This is a genomic window from Agrococcus jejuensis, from assembly GCF_900099705.1.
GTDB classification, from domain to species: Bacteria; Actinomycetota; Actinomycetes; order Actinomycetales; family Microbacteriaceae; genus Agrococcus; species Agrococcus jejuensis.
Genome location: NZ_LT629695.1, coordinates 2,137,066 through 2,150,756 on the forward strand (window position 1 = coordinate 2,137,066; position 13,691 = coordinate 2,150,756).

At 73.2% G+C, this 13,691-nt stretch carries 13 protein-coding genes; 6 read left to right on the plus strand and 7 right to left on the minus strand.

Annotated features, from left to right (window positions below; genetic code table 11):
- Window positions 1-181: 181 nt before the first annotated feature.
- Window positions 182-874, minus strand: coding sequence for a phosphoribosylformylglycinamidine synthase subunit PurQ (purQ, locus tag BLQ67_RS09990; protein ID WP_092504703.1), 693 nt, complete (start codon window positions 872-874; stop codon window positions 182-184).
- Window positions 871-1,125, minus strand: a complete 255-nt coding sequence (gene purS, locus BLQ67_RS09995) for a phosphoribosylformylglycinamidine synthase subunit PurS (RefSeq protein ID WP_092504705.1) — start codon at window positions 1,123-1,125, stop codon at window positions 871-873. The genes purQ and purS overlap by 4 nt, the downstream gene beginning before the upstream one ends.
- Before the next feature lie 207 nt (window positions 1,126-1,332).
- Here purS and ypfJ point away from each other — a divergent pair, with 207 nt between their 5' ends.
- Window positions 1,333-2,238, plus strand: a complete 906-nt coding sequence (gene ypfJ / locus BLQ67_RS10000; protein WP_092504707.1) for a KPN_02809 family neutral zinc metallopeptidase — start codon at window positions 1,333-1,335, stop codon at window positions 2,236-2,238.
- A 21-nt stretch (window positions 2,239-2,259) separates the two neighbouring features.
- Here the strand turns inward: ypfJ and BLQ67_RS10005 are convergent, their stop codons facing one another.
- Both BLQ67_RS10005 and purD read right to left on the minus strand, forming a co-directional pair.
- Window positions 2,260-3,150, minus strand: a complete 891-nt coding sequence (locus BLQ67_RS10005) for a phosphoribosylaminoimidazolesuccinocarboxamide synthase (RefSeq protein ID WP_092504709.1) — start codon at window positions 3,148-3,150, stop codon at window positions 2,260-2,262.
- Complete coding sequence (gene purD, locus BLQ67_RS10010; RefSeq protein WP_092504711.1) at window positions 3,150-4,421, minus strand: phosphoribosylamine--glycine ligase; 1,272 nt, start codon at window positions 4,419-4,421, stop codon at window positions 3,150-3,152. The genes BLQ67_RS10005 and purD overlap by 1 nt, the downstream gene beginning before the upstream one ends.
- 143 nt (window positions 4,422-4,564) lie before the next feature.
- Here purD and BLQ67_RS10015 point away from each other — a divergent pair, with 143 nt between their 5' ends.
- On the plus strand, window positions 4,565-4,924 hold the full coding sequence (locus tag BLQ67_RS10015; protein ID WP_172802294.1) for a sterol carrier family protein: 360 nt from the start codon (window positions 4,565-4,567) through the stop codon (window positions 4,922-4,924).
- Window positions 4,925-5,061: 137 nt separating this feature from the next.
- On the opposite strand, the gene BLQ67_RS10020 is transcribed toward BLQ67_RS10015, so the two are convergent.
- Window positions 5,062-6,384, minus strand: coding sequence for a uracil-xanthine permease family protein (locus BLQ67_RS10020; RefSeq protein ID WP_092504713.1), 1,323 nt, complete (start codon window positions 6,382-6,384; stop codon window positions 5,062-5,064).
- Window positions 6,385-6,529: 145 nt separating this feature from the next.
- Here BLQ67_RS10020 and BLQ67_RS10025 point away from each other — a divergent pair, with 145 nt between their 5' ends.
- From BLQ67_RS10025 to BLQ67_RS10040, 4 genes are all read left to right on the plus strand, one after another.
- On the plus strand, window positions 6,530-7,396 hold the full coding sequence (locus BLQ67_RS10025) for a hypothetical protein (RefSeq protein ID WP_092504715.1): 867 nt from the start codon (window positions 6,530-6,532) through the stop codon (window positions 7,394-7,396).
- Between the two features lie 61 nt (window positions 7,397-7,457).
- Window positions 7,458-7,961, plus strand: coding sequence for a GlsB/YeaQ/YmgE family stress response membrane protein (locus BLQ67_RS10030; RefSeq protein WP_092504717.1), 504 nt, complete (start codon window positions 7,458-7,460; stop codon window positions 7,959-7,961).
- A 265-nt stretch (window positions 7,962-8,226) separates the two neighbouring features.
- Entirely contained in the window at window positions 8,227-10,731 is a 2,505-nt protein-coding gene (locus BLQ67_RS10035; protein ID WP_092504719.1) for a DEAD/DEAH box helicase, read from the plus strand.
- Between the two features lie 266 nt (window positions 10,732-10,997).
- A complete protein-coding gene (locus BLQ67_RS10040; protein ID WP_092504721.1) occupies window positions 10,998-11,441 on the plus strand; it encodes a nitroreductase family deazaflavin-dependent oxidoreductase in 444 nt (147 codons plus the stop codon).
- Here the strand turns inward: BLQ67_RS10040 and BLQ67_RS10045 are convergent.
- The gene (locus BLQ67_RS10045) at window positions 11,425-12,543 is read right to left on the minus strand and encodes a DNA glycosylase AlkZ-like family protein (protein WP_092504723.1); all 1,119 of its coding nucleotides are present in this window, start codon (window positions 12,541-12,543) and stop codon (window positions 11,425-11,427) included. The two genes, BLQ67_RS10040 and BLQ67_RS10045, sit on opposite strands and share 17 nt — an antisense overlap.
- Window positions 12,544-12,577: 34 nt before the next feature.
- Entirely contained in the window at window positions 12,578-13,654 is a 1,077-nt protein-coding gene (locus BLQ67_RS10050; RefSeq protein ID WP_092504725.1) for a serine hydrolase domain-containing protein, read from the minus strand.
- Window positions 13,655-13,691 lie beyond the last annotated feature (37 nt).

The following is a 13,691-nucleotide window of genomic DNA, read 5'->3' on the forward strand; positions in this document are numbered from 1 at the left end:
GGGTGCGCTTCCTGCAACGACGACGGTTCCGAGGTGCGGGTGCTGCAGCAAGGTGCGGTTGCAACCGCACCTGAGTGCAGCAAGCGCACCTCTGAACCGCGAACCGCACCTCAGTGCAGGAAGCGCACCTCGCAACGGAGCTCGCGCGAGCACCGCATCCACCGGACGCGGCGCGAGCGGGTCAGGCCGCGACCGACTCCAGCGCGAGCGCGAAGATCGTCAGGCCGTCGAGGCCCGAGCGCATGCGGGCCGACGTGTCGGGGCCGAAGCCCAGCTCGACGGCGTGCTCGGGATGCGGCATGAGGCCCACGACGTTGCCTGCGGCGTTCGAGACGCCAGCGATGTCGTCCATCGAGCCGTTCGGGTTGCGGCCGGCGTAGCGGAAGGCCACGAGGCCCTCGCCCTCGATGCGCTCGAGCTCGGCCTTCGTCGACACGAAGCGGCCCTCGCCGTTCTTCAGCGGGATGACGATCTCCTGGCCGGGCTCGAAGCCGTTCGTCCAGGCCGTCGTCGTGCGCTCGACCGTGAGGCGCTGGTCGCGACGCACGAAGAGGCCCGTCGCGTTGCGCACGAGGCCGCCGGGCAGCAGGCCCGCCTCGGTGAGCATCTGGAAGCCGTTGCAGATGCCGAGCACGGGCATGCCCTTGCCGGCAGCGTCGACGACCTCGGTCATGATCGGCGAGAGCGCCGCGATGGCGCCGCACCGCAGGTAGTCGCCGTACGAGAAGCCGCCGGGCAGCACGATGGCGTCGACGCCCTGGAGGTCGTGGTCGCGGTGCCACAGCGCCACGGGCTCGTGGCCGGCGAGGCGCACGGCGCGCTGCGCGTCACGATCGTCGAGCGTCCCCGGGAAGGTGACGACGCCGACCTTCACGCCTGCTCCTCCACGTGGATGCCCACGACGTCCTCGATGACGGTGTTCGCGAGCACGTCCTCGGCGACGGTGCGGATCTGACCGAGCAGCTCGTCGGTCACCTCGCCGTCGACCGTGAGCTCGAAGCGCTTGCCGATGCGCACCTGGCCGACGGCCTCGTGGCCGAGTCGGGTGAGCGCGCGGGTGACCGCCTTGCCCTGAGGGTCGAGGATCTCGGCCTTCGGCATGACGTCGACGACGATGAGGGGCATGGGCTTCGACTCCTCGCGGGGTGGGATGCGTCCAGTCTACCGACGACGGATGCACTCGGATGCGGGGTGCCGGGCCGCGCGTGGCACGAGGTGACGCTGAGCGCGGGTTCGTCCGCGACATGCACGGCAACCCCTTCTCAGCGTCACCTCGTGCCGGCCCTGCGCATCCACCTGCCACCCCGCATCCGCGCGGACTACGCTTCGGCCATGACGTTCCGCGGGGATGCCAAGTTCGACACGACGCAGGTGCGGCGTCGCGGTGGTGGCGGCGGTGCTCGCGGCGGCGCCATCGCGCTCGGCGGCGGCGGCCTCATCACGGTGATCCTCTTCCTCGCGTCGTCGTTCCTCGGCATCGACCTCACGGGCCTCGGCAGCGCGATCACGCAGGACCCGTCGGCCGGCTCGGGCAACGACACCGAGGTCGTGGGCTGCACGGGCGAGCAGGCGAACGACCCCGCGAACTACGAGTGCCGCATGGAGGGCGGGGCCGACTCGCTCTCGGCCTACTGGTCGGGCGTGTTCGCGCAGAACCAGCTGCAGTACCGCGAGCCGAGCGTGCTGCTCTACTCGGGCCAGGTGTCGACCGCATGCGGCAACGCGACGAGCGCCGTCGGCCCGTTCTACTGCCCCGGCGACGAGCAGATCTACATCGACGAGTCGTTCTTCGACCTCATGCGCACGCAGTTCGGCGCCTCGGGTGGATCGCTGTCGCAGCTGTACGTGCTCGGCCACGAGTGGGGCCACCACATCCAGCAGCTCACGGGCGACCTGCAGCGCGTCAATCACGACGACACGGGACCGTCGGGATCGGCGGTGCGCAGCGAGCTGCAGGCCGACTGCTACGCCGGCGCGTGGATCGCGGCGGCGTCGACGACCGACGATCAGGGCGGCGGCGACCCCGTGCTCGTCGCGCCGACGCAGGCCGAGCTGCAGGATGCGCTGAACGCGGCCGCGGCGATCGGCGACGACAGCATCCAGTCGCAGTCGGGCCAGGGCGTGAACCCCGACTCGTGGACGCACGGCTCGAGCCAGCAGCGCCAGACGTGGTTCGCGAACGGCTACCAGCAGGGAGTCTCGGCCTGCGCCGCCGTGTGGCAGGTGCCGACGCCGTAGGGCGTCAGCGAGCGCTGCGGGTCAGCCGACCAGGCGCTCCAGCAGCTCCGCGTAGCGGGCGGCGGTCTGCTCCACGATGGATGCGGGCAGCACGGGCGGCACGCCCCGCTTGTCCCACCGGCCGGCCTCGGCCTCGGACAGCAGCCAGTTGCGCACGATCTGCTTGTCGAACGACTCGACGCGGCCGGCGTCGAGCGCATCCGCATCCCAGTAGCGCGACGAGTCCGACGTGAGCACCTCGTCGGCGAGCACGATGGCACCCGACGCGTCGCGGCCGAACTCGAGCTTCGTGTCGGCGAGCACGAGGCCCTTCGACGCGGCGATCGCGGCACCCTGTGCGAAGACGTCCATCGAGCGCGAGCGCAGCGTCTCGGCCGCATCCGCTCCGACGAGCTCGACGACGCGCGAGAACGGGATGTTCTCGTCGTGCTGGCCCTTCGGCGCCTTCCACGCGGGCGTGAAGATCGGCTCGGGCAGCAGGTCGCCGTCCTGCAGGCCCTCCGGCAGCACCACGCCCGAGATCGCGCCCGTCTCGCGGTACTCGACGAGGCCCGAGCCCGTGATGCGGCCGCGCACGACGCACTCGACGGGCAGCATGTCGAGGTTGCGCACGAGCAGCGCGCGGCCGGCGACGGCATCCGGGATGCGCGCGAGCGCGTCGCCGCCGGGGCCGTGGTCGCCCGCGAGCTGCGCCTCGTCGCCGAGGGTGCGCAGCCACCACGTCGTCATCGACGTGAGCGTCGTGCCCTTGCCCGGGATGGGCGGCTCGAGCGCGTGGTCGAACGCCGAGACGCGGTCGGAGGCGACCATGAGGATGGCGTCGGCCGACGCGAGATCCTGACCGGCGGGCACGTGCAGGTCGCGCACCTTGCCCTGGTAGGCGAGGTCGTAGCCGGGCAGCGCGTCGCTCATCAGGCCTCCGCGGCGGTGCGGGCGATGTCGGTGCGCGCCTGCGAGCCCTCGAGGCGGATCTCCTCGACGCCCGCGTACGCGCGAGCGCGGGCCTCGGCGAGCGTCGTGCCCGATCCGACGACCGACAGCACGCGGCCGCCCGTCGCGACGAAGCCGTGCTCCTCGCTCACGACGGTCGCGGCGTGCATCACGTGCACGCCCTCGAGCGCATCCGCATCGGCGATGCCCGTGATCGCGCGGCCCGTCTGCGGGTCGTCGGGGTAGCCCTCGCTCGCGACGACCACGGTCACGGCGGCGGCGCCGCCGAACTCGAGCGGCGCGACGTCGGCGAGCGTGCCGGTGGCGGCGGCGAAGAGCGCGGCGCCGAACGGCGACGAGAGGCGCGGCAGCACGACCTGCGTCTCGGGGTCGCCGAAGCGCGCGTTGAACTCGATGACCTTGATGCCCGCATCCGTCACGATCAGGCCGCAATACAGCAGGCCCACGAACGGGGTGCCCTCGGCGCGCAGCGCGTCGATCGTGGGCTGCGCGATCGTCGCGACGACCTCGTCGACGAACGCCTGCTCGCCGCCGAAGCGCGCGTCGAGCCACGGCAGCGGCGAGTACGCGCCCATGCCGCCCGTGTTCGGGCCGGCGTCGCCGTCGAGCAGGCGCTTGAAGTCCTGCGCGGGGGCGAGCGGACGCACGGTCGTGCCGTCGGAGAGCAGGAAGAGGCTGACCTCGGGGCCGGCGAGGAACTCCTCGACGAGCACGGGGCCCTGCTGCAGCCAGTAGTGCGCGTGCTCGTCGGCGGCCGCGCGGTCGCTCGTCACGATGACGCCCTTGCCGGCGGCGAGGCCGTCGGCCTTCACGACGTACGGGGCGCCGACGGCGTCGAGGGCCGCGGCGGCCTGCTCGACGGTCTCCGCCCGCGTGACGGATCCCGTGGGCACGTTCGCGGCATCCATGATGCGCTTCGCGAACGCCTTCGATCCCTCGAGCTGCGCAGCCTGCTTCGACGGGCCGAACACGGCGATGCCGGCGGCGCGCACGACGTCGGCGACGCCCGCGACGAGCGGCGCCTCGGGGCCGATGACGACGAGCTCGGCGCCGAGGTCGGTCGCGAGCCGGGCCACGAGGGCGCCGTCGTTCTGGTCGACGCGCACGGTCTCGACGACCTGCGCGATGCCGGCGTTGCCGGGGGCGGCGACGACCGAGTGGTCGCCGTCGCGCAGCAGCGCAGTGATGATGGCGTGCTCTCGCGCGCCGGAGCCGAGGACGAGGATCCGCACCCGCCCATCCTACGAGCGCGCGCATCCGCCTCCTGCCGCGTGCGCGTCACGCCCCCTCGCCGCAGAGCATTGAGGTTTTCGGCCTCTTTCGACATCACAAGAGGCCGAGAACCTCAATTCCTTTGGCGCGGTAGCGTCGTCGCGTGGCCGCGAAGCGCATCCAGGACCTCGTCGGGCTCGACGCCGTGCGGGCCGCGCTCGTCGAGGGTGCGAGCCGCGAGGATCGCGCGACGGCCGTGCGCTACACGCTGCAGTGCCTCGCCGATCGCGCGCCGGGCAAGAGCGTCGAGGTGCGCGTGCCGCCGTTCGGCGCCGTGCAGGCCGTCGAGGGCCCCGGCCACACGCGCGGCACCCCGCCGAACGTCATCGAGACCGACACCCCCACGTGGCTCGCGCTCGCGACGGGCGCCATGCCGTGGGCGGATGCGGTCGCGGCCGGCACCGTGCGCGCATCCGGCACCCGCGCGACGATCGAGGCGTGGCTGCCGCTCGTGCGCGTCTGACGCGTCGCCGCGCCTCCCTGACGAGGAGGGGTCGCTTCCTGCCGCGACACGCCGCAGCCAGCGGCAGGTGCTGACCCCTCATCGCACGAACGTGGCCACTCCCCGGCAGGAAGTGGCCACTCGTCGAAGGGCAGGCGTCAGCGCCCCTCGGCCCCTGCATCCGACACCGACGTCGCCGGCGGGGACTGCAGGCCGTCGGCGACCTCGTCGCCGCCGCGCAGCCGCTCGAGGCCCGCCATGAGGTGGTAGATCACGAGCGTCGCGACCGTGCCCAGCAGGATGCCGCCGAGCGTCACCGAGCCCGCGTTGAGCGTGAAGTCGGCGATCGCGACGATGAGGCCGACGCCCGCCGAGAACTGGTTGCGGGGCCGCGAGAAGTCGACGCGGTGCTCGATCCAGATGCGCACGCCGATGATGCCGATGAGGCCGTACAGCGCCGTCGTCACGCCACCGATGACGCCCGCGGGCGTCGCGGCGATGATCGCGCCGACCTTCGGCGACAGCGACAGCAGGATCGCCGTGCAGGCGGCGACCCAGTAGGCGGCGGTCGAGAAGACGCGCGTCGCGCTCATGACGCCGATGTTCTCGCCGTACGTCGTCGTGGCCGAGCCGCCGAAGAGTCCCGCGAGCACCGTCGCGGCGCCGTCGGCGATGAGCGCGCGACCCGCGACGGGGTCGAGGTCGCGGTGGATGAGCTGGCCGACGCCGCGCACGTGGCCGACGTTCTCGGCGATGAGCGGCAGCACGATCGGCACGAACATGAGCAGCAGCGGCCACTGCGCGAGATCGATCGACGGCGTCTGGAAGGTGGGCAGGCCCACCCACGCGGCCGACTCGACGGCCGACCAGTCGACGACGCCCGCGATGCCGGAGGCGACGTAGCCGACGACGACGCCGATGAGGATCGACAGGCGCGCGACGATGCCGCGGAACAGCACGGCCACCACGACGATGACGAGCAGCGTGAACGCCGCGATGCCGGGTGCCGCGAGGAACGAGTCGCGCGCGGCGGGCGCGAGGTTGAAGCCGATGAGCGCGACGATCGTGCCCGACACGACCGGCGGCATGAGCGCCGTCAGCCAGCGCGTGCCAGCCACCTGCACGACGAGGCCGACCAGCGCGAGCAGCGCACCCGTCAGCACGACGCCCGCGAGCGCGAGGCCCGGGCCGCCGGCCGTGGATGCGGCGACGACGGGCGCGATGAACGCGAACGACGAGCCGAGGTAGCTGGGCAGGCGGTTGCCCGTCACGAGCAGGAACAGGATCGTGCCGATGCCCGAGAAGAGCATCGTCGTCGACGGCGGGAAGCCCGTGAGCGTCGGCACGAGGAACGTCGCGCCGAACATGGCGACGACGTGCTGCATGCCGATGCCGATCGTGCGCGGCCACGACAGACGCTGCTCGGGGAGGACGAGGTCGGAGATGCCGCGCTCCTCGCGGGCGGTCCAGGGCAGGGGCATGCGGCGATCCTTCGGCTCACGGGAGGGGCGCGCTGCTGGCGCCTCGGCGATGGTAGCGGCGCGCGCATCCCACCGCCGCGCCGGGCGCGCGCATCCGCTGCGCCACTCCTAGGCGACGTCCGGCCCGCTGTGCTCCAATGGACGCATGAGCACCGCAGAGCAGCAGCGTCGCCCCAACGCGCAGGCCGCGATCACGGGACTCGTGCTGCTCGTCCCCGGGGCGATCCTGCTGCTCAACGGCGTGCCGAGCCTGTTCAGCAGCATCGGCAGCCTCGCGCAGTGGACGGCCTACATGGGCTTCGAGCGCGCGCTCGAGACGGTGATGCCGTACCTGATCTTCCCCGTGCTCATGACGATCGCCGGCCTGCTCATGGTGCGCGGTGGATTCGGGATGCTGCGCAAGCAGGGCCGCAAGGGCGCGCAGTGGGCGCGGTCGGAGTGGCAGGAGCAGCAGCCGCAGGTGCAGCAGCGCGTGCAGTCGGCGCGCGAGCAGCTGCAGAGCCAGGGCGGTGGCATGTGGCAGCAGGCGCAGCAGCGCGCGCAGCAGCAGGCGCCGCAGTGGGCGCAGCAGCAGCGCCCGGGATGGCCGGGGCAGCCGCAGGGTCAGGGTCAGGGCCAGCGACCGCCGTGGCCCGGGCAGCCGACGGGCCAGCAGCCTCCGCCGCCGCAGGCGAGCCAGCGTCGCCCTGCACCGCAGCAGCAGCTGCAGCGTCAGCAGTCGACGCTCGAGCGCATGCAGCAGCGCATCGCCGAGTCGGCGACGGCGGCCGACCGCGCTCGCGATGCCGCGATGGCGAAGCACGAGCAGCAGGCTGCGGCGCTGCGCGAGCGCGCCGAGCGCTCTGCGGCGCACGCCGCCGCCCCGCAGTACGCCGAGCCCGGCGTCTCGTTCGGCTCGCCGGCGCTCGTGAGCGGTCGCCGCTCGTCGAGCATCCTCGCGTCGTCGTCGCTGCGGTCGACGTCGCTCGGTCGCACCTCGCTGTCGCTCGACTCGCTGCGTCTGCGTCGCTGAGCCCGCGGCGCACGCGCCGCTCGATTCGCCCGGCGCACCGCGTCGGTGGGATGCTGGAGGCGTGACCTCCCGCCCCGACGACGCCGCCGCGCAGCCCGCCGACGACGCGTCGCAGCCGGCGGACGCGACGGCCGAGCCCGCGGCCGCCTCCGGCTCGTCCGCGCCCGTCGAGGCATCCGACGCCGACGTCGCCTCCGAGTCCGACGCGGACGCGGAGGCCACCGAGTCCGCCCGGGCCGACGAGCCCGTGTCGATCGACCGCGACGACGTGCAGGTGCGGGCGCGCCTCGTGCCGCGCTACGGCCGCTTCATGGTGCTCGGCGCCATCGTGGGCGCGATCGGTGGATGGCTCTGGTCGCGCCTGGGATCGTCGGGCCCCTGGCTCGGCGCCGGCCCGGTGATCGACACGTCGGCCATCGTGCCCTTCCTCGTCGCTGTCGGCGCCCTCGCGGGCATCGTGCTCGGCGCGGTCGTGGCGATCGTGCTCGACCGCCTCGTCGGCCGTCGCCGCCGCACCCTCACGGCCGAGCGCACGCGCCACCACCGCGGCGACCTCGACGACTGACACGGGCGCGGCTTCCGCCCGCCTCGCGCATCCACGCTTGCGTCTCGCAGGTGATCAGGGGTGGCAGAGGGGCATCTTCCCTCCGCCCACCCGAATCGCCTGCAATGCGCATCCGCTCTCATCCCGGGGCTTGCGTTCTGCAGGCGATTCCGCCTCTCGAGGGGAATGGTCCCTCAAGACCCCGAATCGCCTGCAATACGCAAGAGCCGCCCAGCGCACGCACCGCCGCAGCATCCGCCCGCCGACGTGCGGGAGGATCGAGGGGATGCCCCTCCTCGATCACGCCCCCACGCCCTGGAACGCCGACGAGGCGTTCGACGCGTTCGCGGGGTGGGCCTTCGACGAGCGCGGCCTGAGCCTCTATCCGGCGCAGGAGGAGGCGCTCATGGAGATCGTGAGCGGCGCGAACGTCATCCTCGCGACGCCGACGGGCACCGGCAAGTCGCTCGTCGCGATCGGCGCGCACTTCGCCGCCGTCGCGCAGGGCCGTCGCACGTTCTACACGGCGCCGATCAAGGCGCTCGTGAGCGAGAAGTTCTTCGACCTCGTCGCCATCTTCGGCGCCGAGCAGGTCGGCATGGTCACGGGCGACTCGTCGGTGAACCCCGACGCGCCCATCGTCTGCTGCACGGCCGAGATCCTCGCGAACATCGCGCTGCGCCAGGCGGCGGAGGCGAACGTCGGCCAGGTCGTGATGGACGAGTTCCACTTCTACGCCGACCCGCAGCGCGGATGGGCGTGGCAGGTGCCGCTGCTCACGCTCCCGCAGGCGCAGTTCGTGCTCATGTCGGCGACGCTCGGCGACGTCGACCGCATCGCCGACGACCTCAGCGCCCGCACGGGCCGCGACACGGCGCAGGTCACGGGCGTCGAGCGCCCCGTGCCGCTGCACTTCGAGTACGCGATGACGCCGGTGCACGAGACGATCGACGACCTGCTCGCGACGCAGCGAGCGCCCGTCTACATCGTGCACTTCTCGCAGGCGGCGGCGCTCGAGCGGGCGCAGGCGCTCACGTCGACGAAGGTCGTGAGCCGCGAGCAGCGCGACCGCATCGCGGAGGCGATCGGCGAGTTCCGCTTCACGACGCGCTTCGGCCAGACGCTCTCGAGGCTCGTGCGCGCCGGCATCGGCGTGCACCACGCGGGCATGCTGCCCAAGTACCGCCGCCTCGTCGAGCAGCTCGCGCAGCAGGGCCTGCTGCGCGTCATCTGCGGCACCGACACCCTCGGCGTCGGCATCAACGTGCCCATCCGCACCGTGCTGCTTACCGCGCTGACGAAGTTCGACGGGCAGCGGATGCGCCACCTCACGGCGCGCGAGTTCCACCAGATCGCGGGGCGTGCGGGGCGTGCGGGATTCGACACCGCGGGCGACGTCGTCGCGCAGGCCCCCGAGCACGAGGCCGAGAACGCGAAGCAGCTCGCGAAGGTCGGCGACGACCCGAAGAGGCGCCGCAAGCTCGTGAAGAAGAAGGCGCCCGAGGGCTTCGTGTCGTGGGGCGAGCCGTCGTTCCTCAAGCTCATCGACGCCGAGCCCGAGCCGCTGCAGTCGCAGATGCAGGTCAGCCACTCCATGCTGCTCAACGTCATCGGCCGCGGCGGCGACGCGTTCGGCGACATGCGCGACCTCATCCGCGCCTCCCACGGCACGCGTCGCCAGCAGCTCGCGCTCGAGCGGCGCGCGCTCGCGATCTACCGCACGCTGCGCCTCGCGGGCGTCGTCGAGCAGCATCCCGACCCGTCGATGCCCGGCGGCCAGCGCATCAGCCTCACCGTCGACCTGCCGCCGCAGTTCGCGCTCAACCAGCCGCTGTCGCCGTTCGCGCTCGAGGTGATCGACGTGCTCGACCCCGAGTCGCCCACGCACCACCTCGACGTCGTGTCGGTGATCGAGGCGACGCTCGACGACCCGCGGCCCATCCTGTCGCAGCAGCAGTTCCTCGCCCGCGGCGAGGCGGTCGCGGCGATGAAGGCCGACGGCATCGAGTACGACGAGCGCATGGAGCTGCTCGAGGACGTCACGCATCCCAAGCCGCTCGAGGAGCTGCTCACCGAGGCGCTGCGCGTCTTCGCGTCGTCGCAGCCGTGGGTCGAGGATGCCGCGCTGTCGCCGAAGTCGGTCGTGCGCGACATGTGGGAGCGGGCGATGACGTTCGCCGAGTACGTGCAGCACTACGGGCTCGCGCGCTCGGAGGGCCTCGTGCTGCGGTACCTGTCGGATGCGTACCGCGCCATCCGCCAGACGGTGCCGGAGGAGGCGAAGGGCGAGGAGCTCGGCGACGTCATCGAGTGGCTCGGCTCGGTCGTGCGGCAGGTCGACTCGAGCCTGCTCGACGAGTGGGAGGAGCTCATGCACCCCACCGCCGACGACGACGGCGCACCGATCGCGCCGCCGCCTCCGCCGACGATCGTCGCGAACCCGCGCGCGTTCCGCATCCTCGTGCGCAACGCGCTGTTCCAGCGCGTGCAGCTCGCGGCGCTCGACCGGGCGGAGGCGCTCGGCGAGCTCGACCCGACGTTCGGACGCGATGCGTGGGGCGACGTGCTCGACGCGTACTACGCCGAGCACGACGCGATCGGCACGGGCGCGGATGCGCGCTCGGCGCGCATGCTCGACGTCGAGGAGAGCGCGACGGCGTGGGAGGTGCAGCAGATCCTCGCCGACCCCGCCGGCGACCACGACTGGCGCATCTGGGCGACGATCGACCTCGAGGCGTCGGCGGAGGCCGACGAGGTCGTGCTGCGCGTGACGCGCGTGGGGCGGCTGTAGCGCCGCTCAGTCGAGCGCGCCTCCCCGTCAGCTGGTCGAGGAGCGCGCGAGCCGCCAGGCGAGCACGCGTCACGAGACCACGCGACCGCCGCTCCTGCCCGACCACGCGCCTGGTCGCGTCGAGCGCGCACGTCGCGTGGTCTCGTGACGCGGAGGCGCTGCGCGCCTGCGCTCCTCGACCAGCTGGTGGGGAGCATCCCGACGACTGGCGGAATCCACCCGCATCCGCGAGCGTTGGAGCCAGCACACGACGCGAAGGAGCAGGGATGCCGCTGCAGGGTGAGTACGCGCCGAGCACGTCCGGATGGGCGCGCTCGCAGGCCGAGACGTACGAGGCGACGAACGGGCAGGAGGCCGGCACGCTGCGCGACACCGGGCTGCCGGTGATCGTGCTGACGAGCGTCGGCGCGAAGTCGGGGGCGCTGCGCAAGACGGCGCTCATGCGCGTCGAGCACGAGGGGCAGTACGCGGTGATCGCGTCGCTCGGCGGCGCTCCGAAGCACCCGGTCTGGTACTTCAACATCACGAAGCACCCGCACGTCGAGCTGCAGGACGGGCCCGAGAAGCATGACTACGACGTGCGCGAGCTCTCGGGTTCCGAGCGCGACGAGTGGTGGGCGCGCGCCGTCGAGGCGTTCCCGCCCTACGCCGACTACCAGCAGAAGACCGAGCGCGTCATCCCGGTGCTGCTGCTCACCCGCTCGGCCTGACGGCGCGTCCGTCGCGCTCGAGCGTGACGGCGAGCTCGCGGCCGACCACCGCGCCCAGCCGCGCGACGGCCTCGTCGAGGTCGGGCACGTCGCCCGCCTCGTCGAACCACGTCACGGCGAGCGCACGATCCGTGCGGCGCCACGTGCCCGCCACGACGCCGCCGTGCAGCACGAGGTTCGCGCCGCGCGTCGCGAGGGGCCGGCGATGCTCGGCGACGAGCGACGCATCCGCCGTGCCGGGCACCATGACCCACGGGTCGTAGCCGGGCAGCAGGTGCACGGCGGTCGACGGCGTCGCGCTCGCGATGGCGTCGGCGTCGGTCGTGAGGCACAGGGTGCCGTCGACGCGCACGACCTCGTCGCCCAGGTCGTCGACCCAGCCCGCCAGCCGCCTCGCGGGCACGCTGAGCCCCTCGCGGATCCAGTGCTCGAGGTTCGCGGTCGTCGACGGCGCGTACGAGCCGAGCACGAGGCGCACGAGCGTGCGCCCGGCGTCGTCGACGTCGAGCGGCCCCGGCCAGCGCGGGTCGCCTGCGAGCAGCCGGAACGTCGACTGCCCGTCGCGCGGCGGCCCGAAGCAGACGTCGCCCCACCAGTGCAGCGGCTTGATGAGCGTGTCCGCACCTGCGGCGGTGGATGCGGCGGTCGCGAGATGCGCGAGCGCCGGGATGCCGGCGAGGTGCGCGCCGAGCTCGGCGCGCGTCGCGGGGCCGGCGGCGAGCAGGTCGCGCACGGCCTCGCGCAGCGGCTCCCAGTCGTCGATCGCGAAGCCGCCCTGGCGTTGGAAGCGCACGCTGCGCCACACGCCCGTCGCCTGCCGCGCCGCGAGGAATGCCGCGGCGACGTCGTGCGCGGCGACGTACGCGCCGCCGCCGAACGCGTAGACGGCCACGAGGTCGCCGTCGGCCACGGCACCGGCCACGTCGGGCGATGCCGCCGACCGCATCCGCACGGCGAGGTCGGCGACGCCGCCTGGCCATGCGCGCACCGCGAGCACCCGGCGAGCGACCGCCACGGCATCCGCATCCGGCGGCTCCAGCAGCCCGTGTCGCGCCAGCCGCCACGCGAGCGCCCCCGTGCGCGTCGGTGCCGGCGAGGTCATGCCGCGAGGGTAGCCCGACCCTCCGACGAGCGCGTCAGTCGGCCAGGAGCTCGTCCGCGGCCGCGATGGGCGCCCACGCGCCGTCCTCGGTGCACGACAGCACGACGAGCGTCGCGTCGACGTCGGGGTAGTGCCGCACGATGCCGCTCGCTCCCGCGTTGACGCCGTCCTTGCCGAGCGAGCGGATCGAGCCGTCGGCGCGCACCTCGAGCTCGAGGCCGAACGCGAAGTGCACGGCCACGTCGTCGTCCTCGTGGTGCAGCACCTGCGGCGAGAGGAACGCGCGCGTCAGCGCCGGCGACAGCATCCGCCCCTCGCGCACGGCCGCGAGCAGCCGGTCGAGGTCCTCGGCCGTCGCGTGCATGCCGCCGTCGGGCGAGCCGATCGGCGGGTACGAGTAGATGCTCTGCCGCCAGCCGGTCACGGCGCCGTCGTCGTCGCGCACGGGATCCCAGCCCTCGGCGACGTCGGGCACGGCGTCGGCCATGTGGAAGAAGCCCGAGCGGTCCATGCCCGCGCGGCGCAGCACGTGCCGGGCGACGTGCTCGCGGAACGGCGTGCCCGTGACCGCCTCGAGCACGAGCCCCGCCAGCACGTAGCCGACGTTGCAGTAGCGGCAGTCGGCACCGGGCTCGACGCGCGGCGGCTTGTGGGCGAACTGCGGCAGGAAGTCGGCCGTCGACGTCACGGCGTAGCTCGGCCGGTCGGTCCAGAGCGCGGCGTACGACTCGCCCGCCTCCTCGTCGGCGTCGTCGGCGATGCCCGAGCTGTGCGTGAGCAGGTGCCGCAGCGTGATCGCCGGCGCGATCGTCGTGCCCGCGAGGTCGAGGTGATCGCCGATCGGCGCATCGAGGTCGAGCGTGCCGGCGTCGACCTGTCGCAGCACGGCGATCGACGTGCAGAGCTTCGTGATGGATGCGGTGTCGAAGCGCGTCGCCGTCGTCACCGGCACCATCCACCGCCGCGATGCGACGCCGAACGCCTCCTCGTAGGCGAGCGCGCCGCCGATCGACAGGCGCACGACGCCCGAGAGGTCCTCCGCGGCGGCGACGGCGCGGATGGCGGATGCGACGCGGTCGGCGAGCGTCGTGGGATCGGATGCGGAGGGCACGGCGGGTCTCCTCGGTCGAGCGGCTGCTGGGCAGTGC